The organism is Streptomyces sp. NPDC028289, assembly GCF_055565975.1.
In genome coordinates, this window is sequence record NZ_JBVHTI010000002.1 from 1329404 (window position 1) to 1348488 (window position 19085).

Annotated in this window: 15 protein-coding genes; 3 read left to right on the top strand and 12 right to left on the bottom strand. The window is 71.3% G+C overall.

Annotation, left to right across the window (positions count from 1 at the left end; all coding sequences use genetic code 11):
* Positions 1-94: 94 nt before the first annotated feature.
* From ACZ4UV_RS13895 to ACZ4UV_RS13925, 7 genes are all read right to left on the bottom strand, one after another.
* The gene (locus ACZ4UV_RS13895; RefSeq protein WP_390036725.1) at positions 95-943 is read right to left on the bottom strand and encodes a PaaX family transcriptional regulator; all 849 of its coding nucleotides are present in this window, start codon (positions 941-943) and stop codon (positions 95-97) included.
* Positions 940-1431 (bottom strand): acyl-CoA thioesterase, encoded by a 492-nt coding sequence (locus ACZ4UV_RS13900; protein WP_390036723.1) that lies wholly within the window; start codon positions 1429-1431, stop codon positions 940-942. The genes ACZ4UV_RS13895 and ACZ4UV_RS13900 overlap by 4 nt, the downstream gene beginning before the upstream one ends.
* Positions 1428-3803: a bifunctional salicylyl-CoA 5-hydroxylase/oxidoreductase gene (locus ACZ4UV_RS13905; RefSeq protein WP_451015699.1), complete on the bottom strand. Its 2376-nt coding sequence runs from the start codon at positions 3801-3803 to the stop codon at positions 1428-1430. The genes ACZ4UV_RS13900 and ACZ4UV_RS13905 overlap by 4 nt, the downstream gene beginning before the upstream one ends.
* On the bottom strand, positions 3800-5464 hold the full coding sequence (locus ACZ4UV_RS13910) for an AMP-binding protein (RefSeq protein ID WP_451015698.1): 1665 nt from the start codon (positions 5462-5464) through the stop codon (positions 3800-3802). Before ACZ4UV_RS13910 ends, ACZ4UV_RS13905 begins: the two co-directional genes overlap by 4 nt.
* A complete protein-coding gene (locus tag ACZ4UV_RS13915; protein WP_451015697.1) occupies positions 5461-6396 on the bottom strand; it encodes an acyl-CoA thioesterase in 936 nt (311 codons plus the stop codon). Before ACZ4UV_RS13915 ends, ACZ4UV_RS13910 begins: the two co-directional genes overlap by 4 nt.
* Positions 6396-6911, bottom strand: coding sequence for a cupin domain-containing protein (locus tag ACZ4UV_RS13920; RefSeq protein WP_467837883.1), 516 nt, complete (start codon positions 6909-6911; stop codon positions 6396-6398). Before ACZ4UV_RS13920 ends, ACZ4UV_RS13915 begins: the two co-directional genes overlap by 1 nt.
* A 64-nt stretch (positions 6912-6975) precedes the next feature.
* Positions 6976-7791 carry a fumarylacetoacetate hydrolase family protein gene (locus tag ACZ4UV_RS13925; RefSeq protein WP_467837885.1) on the bottom strand — a complete coding sequence of 272 codons (816 nt, stop codon included), beginning with the start codon at positions 7789-7791 and terminating at the stop codon, positions 6976-6978.
* A 147-nt stretch (positions 7792-7938) separates the two neighbouring features.
* Between ACZ4UV_RS13925 and ACZ4UV_RS13930 the strand changes: the two genes are divergently transcribed.
* A complete protein-coding gene (locus ACZ4UV_RS13930; RefSeq protein WP_390036711.1) occupies positions 7939-8373 on the top strand; it encodes a RidA family protein in 435 nt (144 codons plus the stop codon).
* A 100-nt stretch (positions 8374-8473) separates the two neighbouring features.
* On the opposite strand, the gene ACZ4UV_RS13935 is transcribed toward ACZ4UV_RS13930, so the two are convergent.
* The 5 genes from ACZ4UV_RS13935 to ACZ4UV_RS13955 form a co-directional block, all read right to left on the bottom strand.
* Positions 8474-10075, bottom strand: coding sequence for a phytoene desaturase family protein (locus ACZ4UV_RS13935; protein ID WP_451015695.1), 1602 nt, complete (start codon positions 10073-10075; stop codon positions 8474-8476).
* A gap of 393 nt (positions 10076-10468) precedes the next feature.
* Positions 10469-11533: a sugar ABC transporter substrate-binding protein gene (locus ACZ4UV_RS13940; protein WP_451015694.1), complete on the bottom strand. Its 1065-nt coding sequence runs from the start codon at positions 11531-11533 to the stop codon at positions 10469-10471.
* 57 nt (positions 11534-11590) lie between these two features.
* Positions 11591-12862 carry a sugar ABC transporter permease gene (locus ACZ4UV_RS13945; RefSeq protein WP_390036705.1) on the bottom strand — a complete coding sequence of 424 codons (1272 nt, stop codon included), beginning with the start codon at positions 12860-12862 and terminating at the stop codon, positions 11591-11593.
* The gene (locus ACZ4UV_RS13950) at positions 12855-13640 is read right to left on the bottom strand and encodes an ATP-binding cassette domain-containing protein (protein WP_390036703.1); all 786 of its coding nucleotides are present in this window, start codon (positions 13638-13640) and stop codon (positions 12855-12857) included. The genes ACZ4UV_RS13945 and ACZ4UV_RS13950 overlap by 8 nt, the downstream gene beginning before the upstream one ends.
* 36 nt (positions 13641-13676) lie before the next feature.
* Positions 13677-14765, bottom strand: coding sequence for a substrate-binding domain-containing protein (locus ACZ4UV_RS13955; RefSeq protein WP_467837888.1), 1089 nt, complete (start codon positions 14763-14765; stop codon positions 13677-13679).
* A gap of 289 nt (positions 14766-15054) precedes the next feature.
* On the opposite strand from ACZ4UV_RS13955, the gene ACZ4UV_RS13960 reads away from it, so the two are divergent.
* Together ACZ4UV_RS13960 and ACZ4UV_RS13965 are read left to right on the top strand one after the other, a co-directional pair.
* Entirely contained in the window at positions 15055-17595 is a 2541-nt protein-coding gene (locus tag ACZ4UV_RS13960; protein WP_467837890.1) for a SpoIIE family protein phosphatase, read from the top strand.
* Positions 17582-18685 carry a sugar ABC transporter substrate-binding protein gene (locus ACZ4UV_RS13965; RefSeq protein ID WP_451015691.1) on the top strand — a complete coding sequence of 368 codons (1104 nt, stop codon included), beginning with the start codon at positions 17582-17584 and terminating at the stop codon, positions 18683-18685. Before ACZ4UV_RS13960 ends, ACZ4UV_RS13965 begins: the two co-directional genes overlap by 14 nt.
* Positions 18686-19085: the final 400 nt, after the last annotated feature.

The window sequence follows — 19085 nt, forward strand, 5'->3', positions numbered from 1 at the left end:
CCGGTGGGCGTGCGGCGCCGGTGAGGCGGCGCCGCGCTCTCACCCGTGCGGCGTCGCCGACGCTCTCCGGGGTGGGGCCGGAAGCCGCAGGCGATCAGGACGTGGACCAGTACGCGGCCGCGTGGGCCAGCGCCCGGCCCTCCAGTATCGTGACCATGCGTTCGAAGAGCTGGACGGCGGCAGGGCCGGACCAGTTCTCGGGCAGCACCTCGCGGGGCAGCCCGGGGTCGCGGAACGGAAGCTTGCGCCAGTGGTCGATCACGGCGAGGTACGTGACGTAGGCGTGCCGTCCGTCGATGACCGCGGCCTCGGTGAGCCGGTCCGCCGCACCCTCGTACGCGCCGATGAACTCCCGGTAGCGCAGGTCGATCTCGTCGAGGTCCCAGCCGCCCCGGACCATGGCCGTCAGCGGCTGCCCGGCGACGTAGTCGCCGACGAACACGGCGCACTGCTCGGTGAGGTCCAGTTCCGCGATGGCGCGTTGCGCGGCCGGGAGCATCCGGGCGGGCGCGATCCAGACCGCGGAACCGATGTTGCCGAAGCCGAGCGAGGTCAGGTGACCGGTCAACCGGTGGCGCAGCGCGCGGGCCGACTCGGGCACGGAGAAGTTCACGAAGCACCAGCCGTCGCCGAGTTCGGCCGGCTGCCGGGCGTGCCAGATGACCTCGTCACCGGCGGCCAGCGCCTCCAGCGCGGCCGGGGTCAGCGCGTAGCCGCGCATGCCCGCCCGGCTCTCCGACTCCAGCCAGCCGCGCTTCTTGAGCCGGAACACCGCCGTCCGGACGCTCGCGGCGTCCAGCCCCGACGCGGTCAGCAGCTCGACCGTCCCGGCGATGGGCATCCAGTTGCCCATCTTGCGCACGATCGCGCCGAGAAAACTCACGAGCACGGTCCGGGACCGGCGCGCCGCTGTGGTGGGCCGGTCGCCCTTCGTCTCGCTCATTCCAGTGAGTATGCCGGACCGGGATCGCATGATCGGACCGCCCCGGTCGATCGAACGGGCCCGGTCAGCGCCGCGACCCACTCCTCGGGCCAGGGCACGCTCACGGCACCGTCCGCATGGTCACGGCCGATGTGCGCGGTCACATACCGGCCGTGCGCGGCCCGGCCGCGTGGACGGCCCCGGAACTCCTCGCCCCAGACCTCGAAGGCGAAGGTCATCGAGCTGGTGCCGATGCGCACCAGCTCCACGACCGTGCGCACGTCCTGGCCGAAGAAGAGCGGCGACTCGAAGTCCACCTCGTAACGGACGCGGGGCGCCACCGGGAAGTAGTCGTGGAGGCCGAGCCCGGCCATGAGCGAGGCCTCCGCCGCCTCCACGAACCGTACGACCGTGCTGTTGTGGTAGATGCCGGCCGCGTCCGTGTCGATCCACTCGATGCGCGTCCGGTACACGCCGACCGCGTTCGCGGACGCGGGCGCGGCGGTCACGACGGCACCGTGCTCGCGGCCGGGGTCCAGCGCAGGTGCACATCGCCGCCGACTCCCGCGCGCAGCAGCGACAGCCGGGGCGGGACCTTGTCGGTACGGGAGGTGGGCGGCTTGCGCCGGCCCGCCGCCCACTGCACCGGCCACTGCGCACCGGCCCCGCGGTACTCCTGCTCCGCCGCGGCCTGCAGGGTCCACTGCGGGTTGTAGAGGTGGGTGCGGCCCAGGGCGCACAGGTCGGCCCGCCCGGCGAGCAGGATCGAGTTCACGTCGTCGTACGAGGAGATGGCCCCGACCGCGATCACCGGCACTCCCGCGGGTCCGGCCACCTGGTGGCGGATCCGGTCGGCGAACGGCGTCTGGTAGGAGCGGCCGAAGGCCGGCCTCTCGTCCTTGGCGACCTGGCCGGAGGAGACGTCGATGGCGGCCGCGCCGTGCTCGATGAGCGCGCGGGCGATGTCGACGGCGTCGTCCGCGGTGTTGCCGTCCGGCATCCAGTCGGTCGCCGAGATGCGGACCGTGACCGGGATGTGCGACGGGACGGCCCGGCGCACCGCGTCGAAGACCTCCAGCGGGAACCGCAGCCGGTTCTCCAGGGAGCCGCCGTACTCGTCGGTGCGCCGGTTGGCCACGGGGGAGAGGAAGGAGGAGAGCAGGTAGCCGTGGGCGGCGTGCACCTCGATGAGGTCGAAGCCGGCCGCCACGCCGCGCACGGCGGCGGCGGTGAAGTCGGCGACCACCTTGTCCATGTCCGCACGGGTCGCTTCCCGGGGCACATGGCAGCCGGCGCCGTAGGGGAGCGCCGAGGGCGCGATCACCTCCCAGTTGCCCTCGTCGAGGGGCTCGTCCATGCCGTCCCACATGAGCTTGGTCGAGCCCTTGCGGCCGGAGTGGCCGAGCTGGAGGCCGATCCTCCCGGTCGTACGGTCGTGGACGAAGTCCGTGACCCGGCGCCAGGCGTCGCGCTGCTCGTCGGTCCACAGCCCGGGGCAGCCCGGCGTGATCCGGCCCTCGGGCGACACACAGACCATCTCGCTCATGACCAGGCCGGCTCCGCCCAGCGCCTTGGAGCCCAGGTGCACCAGATGGAAGTCGCCGGGGACACCGTCATCCGAGGAGTACATGTCCATCGGGGAGACGATGACACGGTTCTTCAGTTCGAGCGCGCCGATCCGGACCGGCTGGAACATCGCCGGGGCCACCTCGGGAGCCTGCTGGTGCCGGGCGAACTCCGCCTCCATCAGCGCGGCGAACTCGCCGTCGCGCTCCTTGAGGTTCTCGAAGGTGATGCGCCGCGACCGGGTGAGCAGGTTGAAGACGAACTGCGCCGGATCCTGGCCCGCGTACATGCCGATGTTCTCGAACCACTCCAGCGACGCCTGCGCGGCCCGCTGGGTCGACTCGACGACCGGCTTGCGCTCGGCCTCGTAGGCGGCCAGCGCCTCGGCGACCGACGGGTGCTCGTGCAGGCAGGCCGCCAGGGCGAGGGCGTCCTCCATGGCGAGCTTGGTGCCCGAGCCGATCGAGAAGTGGGCGGTGTGGGCGGCGTCGCCGAGCAGCACCACGTTGCCGTCGGACCAGCGCTCGTTGCGGACCGTCGTGAAGTTCAGCCACTTCGAGTTGTTGGTGAGGACCCGGTGGCCCTTCAGCTCGTCGGCGAAGATCTCCGCGATCCGGCCCACGGCGTGGTCGTCGGAGACGCCCGGCGGGAACACCTGGTCCTCGGTCCGGTCGAAGCCGGCCCGCCGCCAGACGTCCTCGTGCATCTCGACGATGAAGGTCGAGCCGGTGTCGGAGTAGGGGTAGCCGTGGATCTGCATGGTGCCCCACTCCGTCTGCTTGACGAAGAACTGGAACGCCTCGAAGACCAGGTCGGTGCCGAGCCAGATGTACTTGTTGTGCCGCCGGTCCAGCGACGGCCCGAACACGTCGGCGTACTTGGTGCGGACGGCGGAGTGGAGGCCGTCGGCGGCCAGCACCAGGTCGTGCGTGGCGCGCAGTTCGTCCACGTCGGGGGCCTCGGTGCGGTAGTGGACGGTGACGCCGAGCTCGGCGGCCCGCCGCTGCAGGATCTGCAGCAGCTCCTTGCGGCTCATCGCCGCGAAGCCCTGGCCGCCTACGGTGAACCGCTCGCCGTCGACCTCGATGTCGATGTCCGTCCAGCGGGCGAACCGGTGCTCCATCGCGGCGTGCACGACGTCGTCGGCGTTGTCGATGCCGCCGAGGGTCTCGTCGGAGAAGACCACGCCGAACCCGAAGGTGTCGTCGGGCGCGTTGCGCTCCCAGACGGTGACCTCGTGCGCCGGGTCCAGCTGCTTCATCAGGGCGGCGAAGTACAGCCCTCCGGGGCCGCCGCCCGCGATAGCGATCCTCATGGCCGCTCCTCCACGATCTGGTCTTGCACGAGCTGGTCTTGCACGAGCTGACGGAGCTTGAAGTGCTGGAGCTTGCCGCTGGGGTTGCGCGGCAGCGAGTCGGTGAAGCGCACGTCGCGTGGGTACTTGTACGGGGCGATCTGCTGCTTGACGTGGTCCTGGATACTCCGGGCCGTCGCCGTGTCGCCGGCCACGCCGTCGCGCAGTACGACGAACGCGCAGACGATCGAGCCGCGTTCGGCGTCCGGCGCCGCGACGACGGCCGCCTCCACGACGTCCGGGTGGGTGAGCACGGCGGCCTCCACCTCGGGGCCGGCGATGTTGTACCCGGACGACACGATCAGGCCGTCGTTGCGCGCTCGGTACCAGAAGTAGCCGTCCTCGTCGCGGAGGAAGGTGTCACCGGTGACGTTCCAGTCGCCCAGGACATAGGCGGCCTGCCGCTCGTCGTCGAGGTAGCGGCAGCCGACCGGGCCGATCACGCCGAGCAGACCCTCGGCGCCGGGCCCGAGCTCAGTGCCGTCCGGTGCCAGGATCGTGGCGCGGTAGCCGGGCACGGGCTTGCCGGTCGCCCCGGGGCGGATGTCGTCGCCGTCGGCCGAGATGAAGATGTGCAGCATCTCGGTGGCGCCTATCCCGTCGATGACCTTGAGGCCGAGCCGGTCGCGCAGTTCCTCCCACAGCCCCTGCGGGATGTGTTCGCCCGCGCTGACCGCGCGGCGCAGCCCGGTGAGCCGGTCCGCCTTCCGGGACTTGAGGATCTGCTGGTACGCGGTCGGGGCGGTGGCGAGCACGGTCACCCCGTGCTCGGCGACGAGGTCGGCGAGCCCTGCCGGCGGCACCGACTCGGTGAGGAAGGCACAGGCACCCGCCCGCAGGGTGAAGACGACCAGCATGCCGAGGCCGAAGGTGAAGGCGAGCGGGGCGGTGCACGCGACCAGGTCGTCGGGGAGCAGCCGGAGCGTGTGCTTCCCGAAGGTGTTGTCGATCGACAGGATGTCGCGGTGGAAGTGGGTGGTGATCTTCGGGACGCCCGTGGTGCCGGACGTCGGCCCGAACAACGCGACGTCGTCCGCGGCGGTGTCGGCCGCGGCGAACCGGCCCGCCTTCGTCTCGACCCGGTTGCTCAGGTCGTCGGCGGTGTCACCGCCGTACGGCACGACGACCAGGTCCGGCGCGACCGACTCCCGCACGGCGAACACGTCGTCGAGGAAGCGGTGGTCGACCAGCGCGACGGTGGGCCGGGTCTTCGCCACGACGGGGGCGAGCTCGCCGGCCCGCAGTACGGCCATGGTGGTGACGACGATCCCGCCGGCCTTGACCACGCCCAGCCACGCGGCGACGGTCCAGGGGGTGTTGGGGGAGCGCAGCAGCACCCGGTTGCCGGGCACCAGCCCGAGGTCCTCGGTGAGCACCTGGGCGATCTGGTCGACTCGCCGCCGGAGCTCGCCGTAGGTCCAGACGTCACCCTCGGGGGTACGCAGCGCGGGCCGGTCGGGGCCGAAGGCTGCCACCGGAGCGTCGATCAGCTCGACGGCGGCGTTGAGGCGTTCCGGGTACCGGAGCGCCTCGGTGGTGAACTCCAGCACCGGCCACTGCCCGGCCGGCGGCAGATGGTCGCGGGCGAAGGTGTCGGTGTGCCCGGACGGCGACAGGGTCATCGGTGGCCTCCGGCGCCGGCGCGGATCATTCCCTCTTGGACGACGGTGGCCAGGTGGGTGCCGTCGGGTGTGAAGAAGCGCCCGGCGGCGAGCCCCCTGCCGTCGTCGGCCGCGACCGCCTCCTGGGCGTAGAGCAGCCAGCCGTCCACCACACCCGCCCGCGGCGCCCGGTGGAACCACATCGCGTGGTCGAGGCTGGCGGTGACCAGTCCTTCCCGTGCCCAGGGCAGGTCGAGGACGCGGAGCACCGGCTCCAGGATCGTGTAGTCGCAGACGTAGGCGAGGGCGGCGGTGTCCCGCTGCGCGTCGGTGAGCCCGTCGACCGGCCGCAGGGCGTCGAACGGCCTGACCCAGACCGCCTGGTGGGGCTTCCGCTCGCCCTCCACGTCGAGGTAGACCGGGCCCGGCACATGACGCATGTCGAAGCCCCGGCCGCCGCACCAGTAGTCCTTGGAGACCTCGGTCATCGTGCCGCCGGTCCGCCCGGCGAGGTACTCGGCGGAGCCGGGCAGCTTCTCGGGTCCGGGCAGGCCCGAGGCCTCCAGCCAGTCGGGCAGGCCCTCGGCGTAGGTCCCGCCGGGCTCGCCGGCGGCGAAGTTGGCCAGACAGACGTAGAGCGGCTTGCCGTTCTGGTATCCGCGCACCTGCCGGGTCGCGTAGCCACGGCCGTCGCGCAGCAGCTCCACCTCGTAGCGGACCTCGGCGCCGATGTCGGCGGGGCGCATGAAGTAGGAGTGCATGGAGTGCAGCGTCTTGCCGTCGTCGACGGACTTCATCGCCGCCGCGGCGGCCTGGGCGACCAGGTCGCCGCCGTACGCCTTGGGCCACGGGCAGGGCTGGGTGACCGCGGTGAAGGCGAGGTCGAAACGCTCGGCCTCGGCGGGGGTGAGGGTGACGGCGGCCGTGAAGACCTCGGAGGTGGTGTCGGTCATCAGGGGCGGTCCGTCCAGTCGCGCAGGCCCGCGTCCGCGACCTGGGGGAGGTTGACCACGATGTTCTCCGGGGTACGGGTCGTCATCCAGGTCAGCGGGTTGTTGCGGTCGAGGTTGCACTCGACGTGGGGCAGGAACGGCGGGACGAACACCCAGTCGCCCTCCGCCATGTCGATGTAGTCCTCGAACTTCGCGCCGAAGTAGATCCGGGCCCGGCCGGAGAGCACATAGCCGCCGGTCTCGGCCTCGCCGTGGTGGTGGGGCACCGAGCGGTAGCCGCCGTCGTTGTGGACCTTGCCGAACCAGATCCTGGTCGCCGGGGTGTGCTGGATGCTCACACCCGAGATCCGGGTGGCGCCGGCGGACTGCCCCGTGTCACCGGGTTCGCTGCCGCCCCGCGTGACGACCGGTACCACCAGGCCGCTCTCGGTGGCGTACATCGAGTTGTCGCCGTCGAGGACGTACTGACCGGGGACCTGCTGACCGGGGACGTACTGACTGGGATCGGGGTTCATGAGGGCTCCTCGTCGGTGGGTGGGCGGGTGTCGGCGGGCGCTGCGTCGGTGGAGGGGCGGGGCCTCAGCCGGTGAATCGCACGGTGTTGCGCAGCGTGCCGATGCCGGGGATCTCGGTCTCCACGACGTCCCCGTCGGCGAGGAAGCGCTGGGGCTCCCGGGCCACTCCGACGCCGCCGGGCGTGCCGGTCAGCACGAGGTCGCCGGGGCGCAGCACGGTGAAGGTGGAGATGTACGCGAGCAGGTCGGCGGCGTCGAACACCAGCGTCTTCGTGGTGTCCCGCTGGACCTCCTCGCCGTTGACCCGGCAGATCACCTCCAGGCCCGCGGCCGGGTCGACCTCGTCCGGGGTCACGACCACGGGGCCGACGGGGGTGGAGGCGTCCCACGCCTTCCCCTGGAACCACTCCAGGGTGCGGTACTGCCAGTCGCGCACCGAGATGTCGTTCGCCACGGTGTACCCGGCGATCCCTGCCAGCGCGGTGGCCCGGTCGGCGCGGCGCAGGGTGGCACCGACCACCACGGCCAGCTCGGCCTCCCAGTCCACCCGGAGGCCGGCCGGCAGCACGATGTCGGCATCGGGACCGGCGAGGGTGTCCGCGTACTTCGGGAAGAGCGTGGGGTACGACGGCAGCTCGCGCCCCGTCTCCCGGATGTGGTCGGCGTAGTTCAGCCCGCAGCAGATCACCTTGCCCGGAGCGGGCAGCGGCAGCACCGGAACGGCGTCGGCCAGAGCGTCCCCGGCCAGATCGGCGGCCCCCCGGACCGGCACCGTCGCCAGCAGGGCCGACAGGTCGGCGGCCGGCAGCGCGCGCCAGGCGCTGCCGTCGAGCACCGCGGCGCTGCTACCGGCGGCGTGGGCGACGGTGGAAAGACGCATGGGTTCTTCTCTCTCTTCGGCGCTGCGCGCCCCCTCGGATATTTCATTATTTCCGCGAGCGTCACATCTCTGTCAATAGATGCTACGGTGTGGCGCCAGACAGCACAGGCCCGACACAGCCCCGGCAACGCCCCGCAGGAGCTCTCCATGGCGACCAACTCCGCCCCGGTTCCGGTCAACCCCGCGTCCTTGCCCAAGCCCAGCGGCTACTCGCACGGAACGCTCAGCGGCAACACGCTCTACCTGGGCGGTCAGACCGCTCTAGACAAAAATATGAAGATCGTTCCCGGTGGCATCGTCGAGCAGTTCAGGCAGGCGTTCGGGAACATCCTCGCCACGCTGAAGGAGGCCGGTGGCGTCCCGGAGGACCTGGTGAGCATCACGCTCTACCTGACCGACATCCCCGACTACCAGGCGCACGGCCGGGAGATCGGGGCGGTGTGGCGCGAGCTCGCGGGGCCGGTCTATCCGGCGATGGCCGGCATCGGCACCACGGGCCTGTGGCAGCCCGAGGCCCTGATCGAGATCCTCGGGGTCGCGGTCATCCCCGACGAACGCCTCGTCCGGCCCGCCACGACCTGAACCTCCGGGTTCTCGCGGGAGAACGACATCCGCCCCGGTCGTCACCCGAGAGATCTCTCCGGCGACGACCAGAGCGCTTCCCTGCATCATGGCGACGACGTCAGTGCCCACGCGAGCGGCGGCCCCGGCGCAGCAGCTGCCGGGCGGCGAGGTGGCCGGATCCGCCGCCGAGCCCCGGGCCGGGGTGCGTCGAGGCGCCGATGTGCCACAGTCCGGGTACCGGCGTCGCGTGCCGGGAAGCGGCCGGCAACGGGCGCCACAGCAGGTTCTGGTCCAGCTCGGCCGAGCCGCCGTACGGATCACCGGCGACCGCGTTGGGGTTGGCCGCCTGCAGGTCGGTGGGCGTGAGGACGTCGAAGGCGAGCAGCTTGTCCGGCAGATCGGGGGCGTGCCGTGCGACCCGGGCCAGCACCCGGCGGGCGTACCCCTGCGCCAGCTCCTTCGTCCAGCCACCGGACACGTCGAGTTCCTCCCCGGCGTCCCCGGCCGGCGTGAAGGGCAGCTCCTGGAGCTGCAGCCAGAGCGCCGCGCCGCCCTGCGGAACCCGCGAGGGATCCAGCACGTGCTGCTGCCCCACGACGACCGTCGGCCGACGCGGCAGCAGACCCGCCTCCGCCTCGGCACAGGCGATGCCGGTGCTCGCCGAACCGTCGCTGAGATGCAGCAGCGGAACTCCGGCCAGGCGGTCGTCGTTCCAGGTCAGCGGCGCGGAGAGCGCGACGTGGATCTGCATCGCGGCTCGCCCGTGCCGGAACCGGCCGGCCTGCGCGCGGACCGCGGAAGGCACGCGGGCGTCGGCGGGCAGCAGCTCGCCGTACAGCGCCGACGGGGTGACGGAGGCCAGGACGGCGCGGCGGGCGAGCAGGGTCTCACCGCCGCAGACGACGCCGACGGCGCGCCCGTCGCCGTTGACCACCACACGCTCCACGGTGTGTCCGGTACGGACGTCCACCCGCAGCTCGGCGAGCAGTGCCCGGAACGCGTCCACGAAGCGTCCGGCCCCGCCCGCCACCACCGGCAGGCCGAAACCGTGCACGGTCGCGGCCAGGATCGGGAGCATCAGCGCACCGGAGGCGTGGTCGGGCGACAGCCCGGCATGCAGCAGCCAGGGCACCCACAGCAGATCCGCCTCGTCCCCGTGGAACGCGCGGCGGCAGTAGGAGCGACCGCTGGTGACCGTGTCCCGCAGCCAGGCCTCCGTACCGGTCGGCTTCTCGTGGCGCAGCAGCTTGACCGCGTGGCGCACCACCTGGGGAGAACGCGGTTCGCTGCCCAGGAAGCCCCCGATCGCGTCGGCGTTGTCGAGGAAGCGCTGCAGCATCGCGAGGTAGGCGGTGCCGTCCTCCGAGTGGGTGAACGCCGCCGCGGTCGCCTCCGGATCACGGTGGGCCAGAACCACCCGGCCGTCGTCCGCGACCGTGCCGGTGACGAACGCGTCGGCGTTGAGGTAGCGCAGGCCGTGCCGGTGCAGGTCGGCGCCGAGCGCGGCGTACGCGGGGCCCGAGACGAACAGCGGATGCCAGGAGGAGTACGTGTCGTGCAGGTATCCGGGCACCGTACGTTCCTCGGTGGCGATGAAGCCGCCCAGCCGGTCCGCGCGCTCGACGAGGGCGACCGACCAGCCCGCCTTCGCGAGTTCGGCGGCGGCGACCAGGCCGTTCACCCCGGACCCGACGACGACGGCGTCGACCGTAGTGGCCATGTGTGCTCCTGTTGGGTGTCGAAGCCCACGCCCGGCACGGGGCGGACGTTCCGCCGGCGGCTTCCGGACGGTAGCCGGACCCGGAGGTTCGACGGCATGCCGGCACAGACGCGGAGGGTTCCTCAAAAAGTACGGCCCGCGCCATCGGCCGGCTATCCGCTGAACGCGGCGCCGGCCGTCCGCTTGAGGTCCGGTGACAGTGTCCGTTCTCAGGCTTGGTGCGGCAGGGCTGGATCGGTGGAGCGCCGTGGAAGGTGACGGACGGCCTGATGACCGCTGCGGGTGTGACGGTGTACCCGGCCGGGTGCATCGGTGAACGCAACACCACCTATGAATTCGGCCAGTACGCACCGGGTTTCCTGCTCGTGGGCGACGACAGTGGTGGCCGTGGTGTCAGCCGAGGCTGTGGCCCCACAACGAGGGGTCGGTGCTCTTGAGGCTGGGGACGCCGCCGTACGTGCCACCGTCGACGGTGACGAGCGGGGCGGAGAGCTGGTCCTCCAGAAGCCCGTCGCGGATCCGAACGATGGTGCTGTGATGGTCTGTCCTGCCGGGCTTGAACGTCTTTCCGCCGATCGCAGCCTTCAGGTAGTACAGGGCGTACTTGGCGTACAGGTCGGCCGGCTGGGACACGGTGGCGTCGATGTGGCCCTCGGAGATGTTCTCGAGTTCCCTGGGAATGCCGTCGTTGGAGACGACGAACACGTGTCTCCTGTCCTTCGGGCCGACCAGCAGCCCTTCCTGCCTCAGCACCTGGAGCGTGCCGGACAGGGCCAGGCTGGACTGCATGTAGATGCCCTTGATGTCGGGGTGGGCCGTCAGGTCGGTCTGGAGCTTCTGCGCGGCGACGGCGCCGTCCCAGTCGGTGGTCTCGCCGAACACCTTGATCCCCGGGTAGTTCCTCTTCATGCAGTCGTTGAATCCCTCGGTGCGGTCTCGGCCGTTGATCGACGCGAGGTCGCCCTCCAGCATCACGACCTTGCCCTTGCCGCCCAGCTTGGTGCCCAGGTACTTGCACGCCTTCTCGCCGTAGGCGCGGTTGTCCGCGCGGACCACCATGTAGACCCTGCCGGTGTCAGGGCGGGTGTCGATGGTGACGACCGGGATCTTCGCCGCCCGCAACTGCGCCAGGATCGGCGCGATGGCAAACGTGCTCTGCGGGGCCATCGCGATGCCCTTGGCGCCCTGGAGGATGAGCGTCTGCGTGTTGGCGGCGAGTTTGGCCACATCGTTCTGCGAGTTGGTGGTCCTGAGCGAGAGGCCGTACCGCTTGGCGTACTCCGGTGTGTAGGTGATGTACGCGTACCAGAAGTCGGTGTCGGAGCGCGGGTAATCGACGCCGACCAGCGGCTTGCCGTCGCCCGGCGTGGCCGTGCTGCTGCCGCCGCTGCAGGCGCTGAGCAGCGCCAGTGCCGAGAGGGCGGAAGCAGCGGAGCAGAGGACGGATCTCAACCTCATCGGTACTTCCATATGCATGTGAAAACATTTGTCATTATATCTACCAACTCGTCACGATCAGGCGCGCCCGTGCGCCTGCTGCGTGTGCCGGGACAGCGAGTCGAGGACCACCGCGGCGAAGAGCACCCCACCCGTGATCACCAGCTGGACGGCGGTGGGCGTGTCGGTGAGGGCCATGCCCGAGGCGATCGACTGGATGACCAGCATGCCGAGCACCGCGGACCAGGTCGTACCGCGGCCCCCGAACAGGCTGGTGCCGCCGATGACGGCGGCGGCGATGGCGTTCAGCAGGAGGACACCGGAGCCGGAGTTCTGGCTCACCGACGTGATGCGCGAGGCCAGGAACAGGCCGCCGGTCGCCGCCAGGGTGCCGGAGACCGCGAGCACGGCCGTCTGTACGCCGGTCACGTTGAGGCTGGCGCGACGGGACGCCTCGACGCTGCTCCCCAGCGCGTAGACCTGCCGTCCGTAGTGCGTGCGCCGGAGCATGATGTCGAGGCCCGCCACCACGGCGAGGAAGATCAGCAGAGCCAGCGGCAGGCCCTGGAACTGGTTCAGCACGTAGGCGGAGGCGAACGCGATCACCGCCACCGCTCCGGTGCGCACCCCGATGGCGTGCAGCGGGCGGTGTGGCATTCCGACGGCCCTGCGGCGGCGCCTGTTCAGGTAGGCGTCGAGGAAGACCAGAGCCGTGGCGAATGCCGCCACCGCATAGGCGACGCCGGCGTTGGTGAAGTAGTAGCTGGTCAGGTGGGCGATGAGCCCGTTCTCGTCGAGGTTGACGGTGCCGCTGGTGCCGAGGACGGCGAGCATGAGGCCGTTCCACGTCAGCAGCCCGGCGAGGGTGACCACGAAGGCCGGCACCCGGGTCCTGGCGACGGAGTACCCCTGGACGGTCCCCGCCACGGTGCCCGTCAGCACCGCGGCGATCAGGGCAAGCCATTCCGGCACGCCGTTGTCGACGCTGAGCACGGCGAAGACCGCGGCGGCGAACCCGCTGATCGAGCCGACCGACAGGTCGAGTTCACCGAGCAGCAGCACGAAGACGATGCCGACCGCGATGAGACCCGTACCGACGATGTCCACGCTGAGGTTGGACAGGTTGCGGGGGGAGAGGAAGGCGGAGTCGATGCACTGGAAGACGATCCAGACCGCGGCGAGGACGAGGGTGACGGGAAGGTGGCCCAGTTCACCGGCGCTCAGCCTGCTCCGCCGGACGGTGATCCAGGCCGCCACGGCGCGGGTGACGGCCCTCCCGGCACGGTGCTGACGGGCTTCTGCGGTGGCGGCTGCGGGAGCGGCCCTCGTCCCGTCCGGTATGTCAGGCATCGCTCTCCGCCTCGGGGTGGGCCGGCCGGCGGGGCGGGTTGTCCGTGGCGCCCGTGATGGAGGAGATGATCTGCTCCTGGGAGGTGGTGCTCACGTCGAAGAAGCCGTTGTTGCGGCCGAGCCGCAGCACGGCGGCCCGGTCCGCGAGGGCCTTCACATCGCCCATGTTGTGGCTGATGAGCAGGATCCCCAGGCCGTGGTCACGGAGACGGTCGACGAGGTCGAGGACCTCGGTGGTCTGCTCGAACCCCAGCGCCGCGGTCGGTTCGTCCAGAAGAAGGACGCGCGGATCGCCGAGCAGCGAGCGGGCGATGGCGACGGTCTGCCGCTGGCCACTGGACAGTGACACCAGCGGACCGCGCAGAGCGGGGACACTCCGGGTCAGGCGCTCCAGCAACTGCCTGGTGCGGCGCTCCATCTCCACCTCGTCGAGGAAGCCGAACCTGCGGATCTCCCGTCCGAGGAAGAGGTTGCCGACGACATCGAGGTTTCCGCACAGCGCCAGGTCCTGGTAGACGGTGGCTATGCCGAGGTCCCGGGCTTCCTGGGGACGCCGTATCTGAACGGCCCGGCCCTCCCACTCGATGCTCCCCCTGTCCGCGGGAGCCACCCCGGAGATCACCTTGACCAGCGTGGACTTGCCGGCTCCGTTGTCGCCGAGCAGGGCGAGGACCTGCCCGGCGTGGATCTCCAGCTCGATGTCCCGGAGGACCTCGACGACGCCGAAGCGCTTGCGCACGCCGTGCAGGGCGAGCAAGGGGGGCGGCAAGAGAATCAACTCCTTCCCCGGCCCGGGACCGGCCGGTCCCGCCTGTCAGGTCAGCCCGGTCCTGCGGCACTCGCCCGCGAGCGGCGGGGCACAGATCTGCTTGAGCGTGTACACGCCGTCCTTCACCACGGTGTCCCCGATGGTGGCAAGGGTGACGGACACCGGGGTGAGCAGCACGGCGGGAACCTCCTCGCCGCTGTGGGTCTTCACCCGCCCGGTGGCCACCCCGTCGAGGCGCTGACCACGGGCGGCGGCCACGGCCATGGCACCGCCCGCGGCGGCCTCGGGTCCGAAGGGCTTGTAGACCGTCATGTACTGTTCGGCGCCGACTATGCGCCGTACGGCCGCCAGCTCGGCGTCCTGCCCGGTGACGGGCGGCAACGGGCTGACCTTGTCGGCCTTGAGGGCGGCGATACTGCCGGCGGCGAGGCCGTCGTTGGCGGCGTAGACGCCGGTGATACTGCCGGCGCCCAGGGCGGAGACGGCTTCGGTCATGTTCAGGTCCGCCGTCTCCGTGCTCCACTCGGGTGTGTCGTACTCCTTGGCGATCGTCACCTTCCCCTGGAGTTCGGACAGTGCGCCCTGCTTGAACGACAGCGCGTTGGGGTCGCCGGGGTCGCCGTTCATCATCACGATCCGGCCGTCGTGCGCCTTGGCGCCCATGGCTGTCAGCAGTGCCTTGCCCTGGAGCCTGCCGACCTCTAGGCCGTCGAAGGAGACGTAGCCCGAGATCGGGCCTTCGGCGAGGCGGTCGTAGGCGATGACCGGGATGTGCGCGGCGGCTGCCTTTCCCACCGAAGCGCTCATGGCCCTGGCGTCGACGGCCGCCAGCACGATGGCGTCGACCCCGTGGGCGATCGACGAGTCCATCTGTTCCTGCTGGATGGCCACGTCACCTTTGGCGTCGGCGTGCTCGATCGTGCAGTCGCCGCACAGCTGCCGGATCCTCTGTTCCAGCAGGGGCCTGTCCCGCGTCTCCCAGCGGGCGGTGGTGGAATCCGGCAGCAGCACGCCGATCTTTCTCGCGCTCCCTGGGTCGGAGATGTTCCCGGTGCCCGATCCGCAGGCGGTGAGGGACACGGCCGTCGAGACCGCGGCCAGGGCAAGGGCGGTGTCCCGGACGCAGGCAGTCATGCGCGAGGCCTCCCTCCTCCCTGAAGCCATGCGGCTGCAACCGAGGTTGCAGCGGCGTGGTCCACCGGAGCGAGGCGGGGTCTCGGCCCGCACCCGCCCGGACCGGGCGAAAGCGGCAAAACGGCCACCTGCCAGTCTGGCACCGGCCATGGTGAACTGCGAACTCGGCGCCGCTCGGCCCGGGTAATGCGGGTCTGTCTGGTTTGACCATATATGCGACTCTGGTGGGAGGAGTGCCCAGTGGCAGCGGGTCGGCACCCTCCGGCACGGACGGGAGGTGGATGCGGACATGCCTCACCACGGCAGTGCCCAGGCCGGACTCTCGCAGCCAGGGACAGTCGGGACCGGCGCCGCGGACACCGGCTCACCGCCGGAGCCGGAGCCCGTCGTGGGGGTCCGCGCCCTGACGTTCGCCGGAGTGGCGCTGGCGGTGCTCTATGTGCCCGGCGCGGGCTGCGACGACCTTCGGTCGGTGGACACGGCCGGATGCGCTCCCGCCGAGTACGGGCTGCCCGAACGCCTGGCTCTGTCCGGCGGCTCGCCCGCGGCCCGCGCCTTCCGCGGCCCCCACCCCGTGTGGCTGACCCCCGCGGCACTCGCCTCCTACCCCGAGGGATGTCCGGCGCCGCTGCGGGTCCGGACATCCCTCGGTGCGCTGCCCCTCGGGCCCGAGGGCGGCAGGCTCGGCTGTCTCGTCGTCGTGGGCGCCGGTGAGAACGGCTTCGAAGCCGAGCAGCAGCGCTTCCTGGAGCGCTACGCCGAGGCGATCGCCGGGGTGCTGCAGAGCGGGGCCGGGGGAGGGGCGCCGCCGGCACCCTTGAGTTCCGCACTGCGCCGCATGCGCGTCGGCTCCTTCGTCCTGGTGCCGGAAACCGGCGTGATCGACGCGGACGAGACCCTGTGCGAACTGGTCGGCATCAGACCGGACGACTTCGACGGCAAGGCCGACTCCCTGCTCGCGCACGCACTGCCGGAAGACCTGCACGCGCTGATGTCGGTGCTGGAGCCGTCCACCCGGACGTTCGGCCGACGGGAACTGGACTTCCGTGTCCGCCGCCCCACCGGCGAGATGCGCTGGCTGAGTCTGAAATGCCGAGTGGCGGCAGGTGCCGACGACCGGCCGGAGCAGGTGCTGGGCGTGGTGACGGCGACCTCGGTCCTGCAGCGGGACGCCGACGACGTCTCCCGGATCCAGTGGTTGACCGCCGCGCTCGACAGGACCGCCACCGTGCGCGATGTCAGCCGGGTGGTGATCACGGCCCTGCGTGGGCCCCTGAACGCCGACCGGGTGGCACTCGCCGAACTGCAGGACGAACGGCTCCAGGTCACCCTGCTCGACCCGCCGCAGCCCGCTGTCTGGCCGCGGACATGGCGTCTCCCGTGTGGTTCGGAGTGGCCCGACGCACCCCTCAGTGCCCTGCCCACCCTGCAGACGGCACTGCGCGACGGACGTATGGACCTGTGGCCGACGGGCACCGCCCTCGAACCGGGACTCGACGGCATCGGCCCCGGAGGCCTCGCGGTGCTGCCGCTGCCCGCCAGGGGCCGGGTGGCCGGCGTGTGCCTGATCGGTTGGGACCGGCCGCACGAGTTCGTCCCCGAGGAACGTTCGCTGCTGACCGCCACCGCCTCACTGGCGGGCCAGGCCCTCTCTCGCGCCCAGGCCCACGACGCCGAACAGGAACTCGCGACGATGCTGCAGCGCAGCCTGCTGCCGCGACGTCTGCCCGAGCTTCCCGGCGGGATCGCCGTCGCCCGCTACCTGCCGGCCCGGCGAGGACTGGAGGTGGGCGGCGACTGGTACGACGTGATCGCCCTCTCCGAGGACCGGGTGGCGCTGGTCATCGGCGACGTGCAGGGGCACAGTGCCGCGGCCGCGACGATCATGGGTCAGATGCGTACGGCGGTCAGGGCGTACGCGGTGGAGGGCCACCCGCCCGATGTGGTCGTCTCGCACGCCAACCGCCTGCTCGTCGGCATGGAGACGGATCTCTTCGCCACCTGCTGCTACGCCGAACTGGACATGGACGAGGGCGACATCCTGTTCGTCCGGGCCGGGCACGTCGCACCGTTGCTGCGCCATCCCGACGGCAGTACCGAGGAGGTCGAGGTCGAGGGCGGCCTTCCGCTGGGCATCTCCATGGAGGCGGAGTTCCCGATGACCGCGGTGGCACTGGCGCCCGGAACGATGCTCGCCCTCGTCACCGACGGGCTGGTCGAGGCCGCCGACCTGTCCCTGGACGAGGGAATGCGCCGCACGCGCGCCACCCTCGCCGCGGCCGACCCGTCGGATCCCGGGCGGGTGGCCGACGACCTGCTGGGCGACTTCGGCCGTCGTGAGGACGACGTGGCGCTGTTGCTGCTGCGCTACGACGGCATGAAGACCCGGCCGATCCGGTCGGGCTGGCTGGTGTGGCGGCTGCCCGACGCCGTGATGCACGCCCGCCGGTTCACCGCGCGCACACTGCGCCGCTGGAAGGTCGAAGAAGTCGCCGACCCGGTGCTGCTGGTGGTGTCCGAACTCGTCACCAACGCCCTGGTGCACACCCAGGGCCCGGTCAGTCTCGACCTGGTGCTCCGCGAGGACCGGGTGCGTGTCTGCGTGAGCGACTCCTCTCCGCGGGCGCCGGCCAAGCCGGTGATCGTGGACTGGGAGTCCACCGGCGGCCGAGGTCTGCTCCTGGTCGAGTCGATGTCGGAGTCCTTCGGCACGGTGCCGGTGGCCGGGGGCAAGCAGGTGTGCAGCGAGATAGCCGTACCTCGTCGGGAACCGGCTTCGGTGGGCGCCGAACCGGGCGCAAGGACGGGGACCGATCATGACGAGCCGTAGTCGGGGTGTGACATCCCGTGCGCCGTACGTCGTCGGCGCGCTTGTCGCGGGACTGCTGGCCGCGCCCTCGGCCGCCTGCACGGCAGGCGGAGAAGCGACCACCGACAGCTTCACCGTCGGCCTGCTGCTGCCGAGCCGGGTGGTGCCCCGCTGGGAGAGCTCCGACAAGCCGCTCATCGAGCAACAGCTGAAACAGCTCTGCCCGCACTGCCGCGTCACCTATGCCAACGCCGACGACGACTCGACGGCCCAGCGGCAACAGATGACCGCCATGATCACCAAGGGGGTCAGGGTCGTCATCCTCGGCGCCACCGACAACAGGGCGCAGCGTTCCTCCGTCCAGGAGGCGCACAACGCGGGCATCCCCGTCGTCGCCTACGACAGGCTCGCCGACGGCCCGGTCTCGGGCTACGTCAGCTTCGACAGCGTAAAGGTCGGCACGCTGCAGGGCCAGGCCCTCCTCAAGGCGATGCACGTCCCGCCCGGGGACGGGACCATCGTCATGATGAACGGCGACCCGACCAGCCCCAACGCCGCGTGGTACAAGCGGGGCGCGCTGTCCGTCCTGCACGGCAAGGTGCGGATCGGCCGTTCCTACGACACCCAGGGATGGAGCACGAACAACGCGAACGCCAACATGTCCGCCGCCATCTCGGCCCTGGGCCCGGGCCGGATCGACGGTGTTCTGGCCGCCAACGACGCCATGGCCACAGGTGTCATCTCCGCCCTCAAGAGCGCCCACGTCGGGCGCCTTCCACCGGTCACCGGCCAGGACGCCGACCTCGACGCTGTGCAGCGCATCGTCAAGGGCGAGCAGCTCATGACGGTGTACAAATCCTTCCACGCGGAAGCCGAAGCAGCCGCCGCCATGGCCGTCGCCCTGGGCCGCGGCGAGAAGCTGCACACCATCGCCACGACGACGACCGACAGCCCCACCAACCGCGGCATCCCGTCCGTGCTCCTCACCCCGGTCGCCGTGACAACCGCCAACATCGAGCAGACCCTCATCAAGGACGGCGTGTACAGCTTCGCCCAGATCTGTACACCAGGGCTCCGGGCCGCTTGCGCGAAGGCAGGGTTGACTCCCTGAGGGGGTGGAGGCCGGAACGGGTCCGGGCCCACCGGCCCGGCCGCAGCGGGGCGGTTCCCGCCCGGACTCTCGTCCCGCCCGGGTCCGGGCTCCGTGCCTCGGCCCGAGCTTCTGTGGGCTGTATGAAAGCGCGCACGGCATCCGGGCGGCCCGCCTCGGGACGAACCCGGCGTACGGGCGCGTCCTTCGGCGAGTCGGGCCCGGACCGGGGTGGGTGGCCGTGCCCAGGTCACTGCCCGCGGAATCGGTCAGCGCGGTGAAGGCGAATGCGCCGGCCAGGGCGGCGGCGGTGACGGGGACACCGATCAGCAGGACACGGCGTGCCGGGCGGCGCGACGGCGCGGGGGCACGTGAGGAGTCGCTGGACTGCGCGGAGCTGGCGGGTTTTCTGCCGGCGCCA

Excerpts from the sequence above, each read along its gene's own strand:
- ACZ4UV_RS13895 (WP_390036725.1), bottom strand. The coding sequence starts at position 943 with ATGAGCGAGACGAAGGGCGACCGGCCCACCACAGCGGCGCGCCGGTCC.
- ACZ4UV_RS13905 (WP_451015699.1), bottom strand. The coding sequence starts at position 3,803 with ATGAGGATCGCTATCGCGGGCGGCGGCCCCGGAGGGCTGTACTTCGCC.
- ACZ4UV_RS13910 (WP_451015698.1), bottom strand. The coding sequence starts at position 5,464 with ATGACCCTGTCGCCGTCCGGGCACACCGACACCTTCGCCCGCGACCAT.
- ACZ4UV_RS13915 (WP_451015697.1), bottom strand. The coding sequence starts at position 6,396 with ATGACCGACACCACCTCCGAGGTCTTCACGGCCGCCGTCACCCTCACC.
- ACZ4UV_RS13920 (WP_467837883.1), bottom strand. The coding sequence starts at position 6,911 with ATGAACCCCGATCCCAGTCAGTACGTCCCCGGTCAGCAGGTCCCCGGT.
- ACZ4UV_RS13925 (WP_467837885.1), bottom strand. The coding sequence starts at position 7,791 with ATGCGTCTTTCCACCGTCGCCCACGCCGCCGGTAGCAGCGCCGCGGTG.
- ACZ4UV_RS13930 (WP_390036711.1), top strand. The coding sequence starts at position 7,939 with ATGGCGACCAACTCCGCCCCGGTTCCGGTCAACCCCGCGTCCTTGCCC.
- ACZ4UV_RS13935 (WP_451015695.1), bottom strand. The coding sequence starts at position 10,075 with ATGGCCACTACGGTCGACGCCGTCGTCGTCGGGTCCGGGGTGAACGGC.
- ACZ4UV_RS13940 (WP_451015694.1), bottom strand. The coding sequence starts at position 11,533 with ATGAGGTTGAGATCCGTCCTCTGCTCCGCTGCTTCCGCCCTCTCGGCA.
- ACZ4UV_RS13945 (WP_390036705.1), bottom strand. The coding sequence starts at position 12,862 with ATGCCTGACATACCGGACGGGACGAGGGCCGCTCCCGCAGCCGCCACC.
- ACZ4UV_RS13955 (WP_467837888.1), bottom strand. The coding sequence starts at position 14,765 with ATGACTGCCTGCGTCCGGGACACCGCCCTTGCCCTGGCCGCGGTCTCG.
- ACZ4UV_RS13960 (WP_467837890.1), top strand. The coding sequence starts at position 15,055 with ATGCCTCACCACGGCAGTGCCCAGGCCGGACTCTCGCAGCCAGGGACA.
- ACZ4UV_RS13965 (WP_451015691.1), top strand. The coding sequence starts at position 17,582 with ATGACGAGCCGTAGTCGGGGTGTGACATCCCGTGCGCCGTACGTCGTC.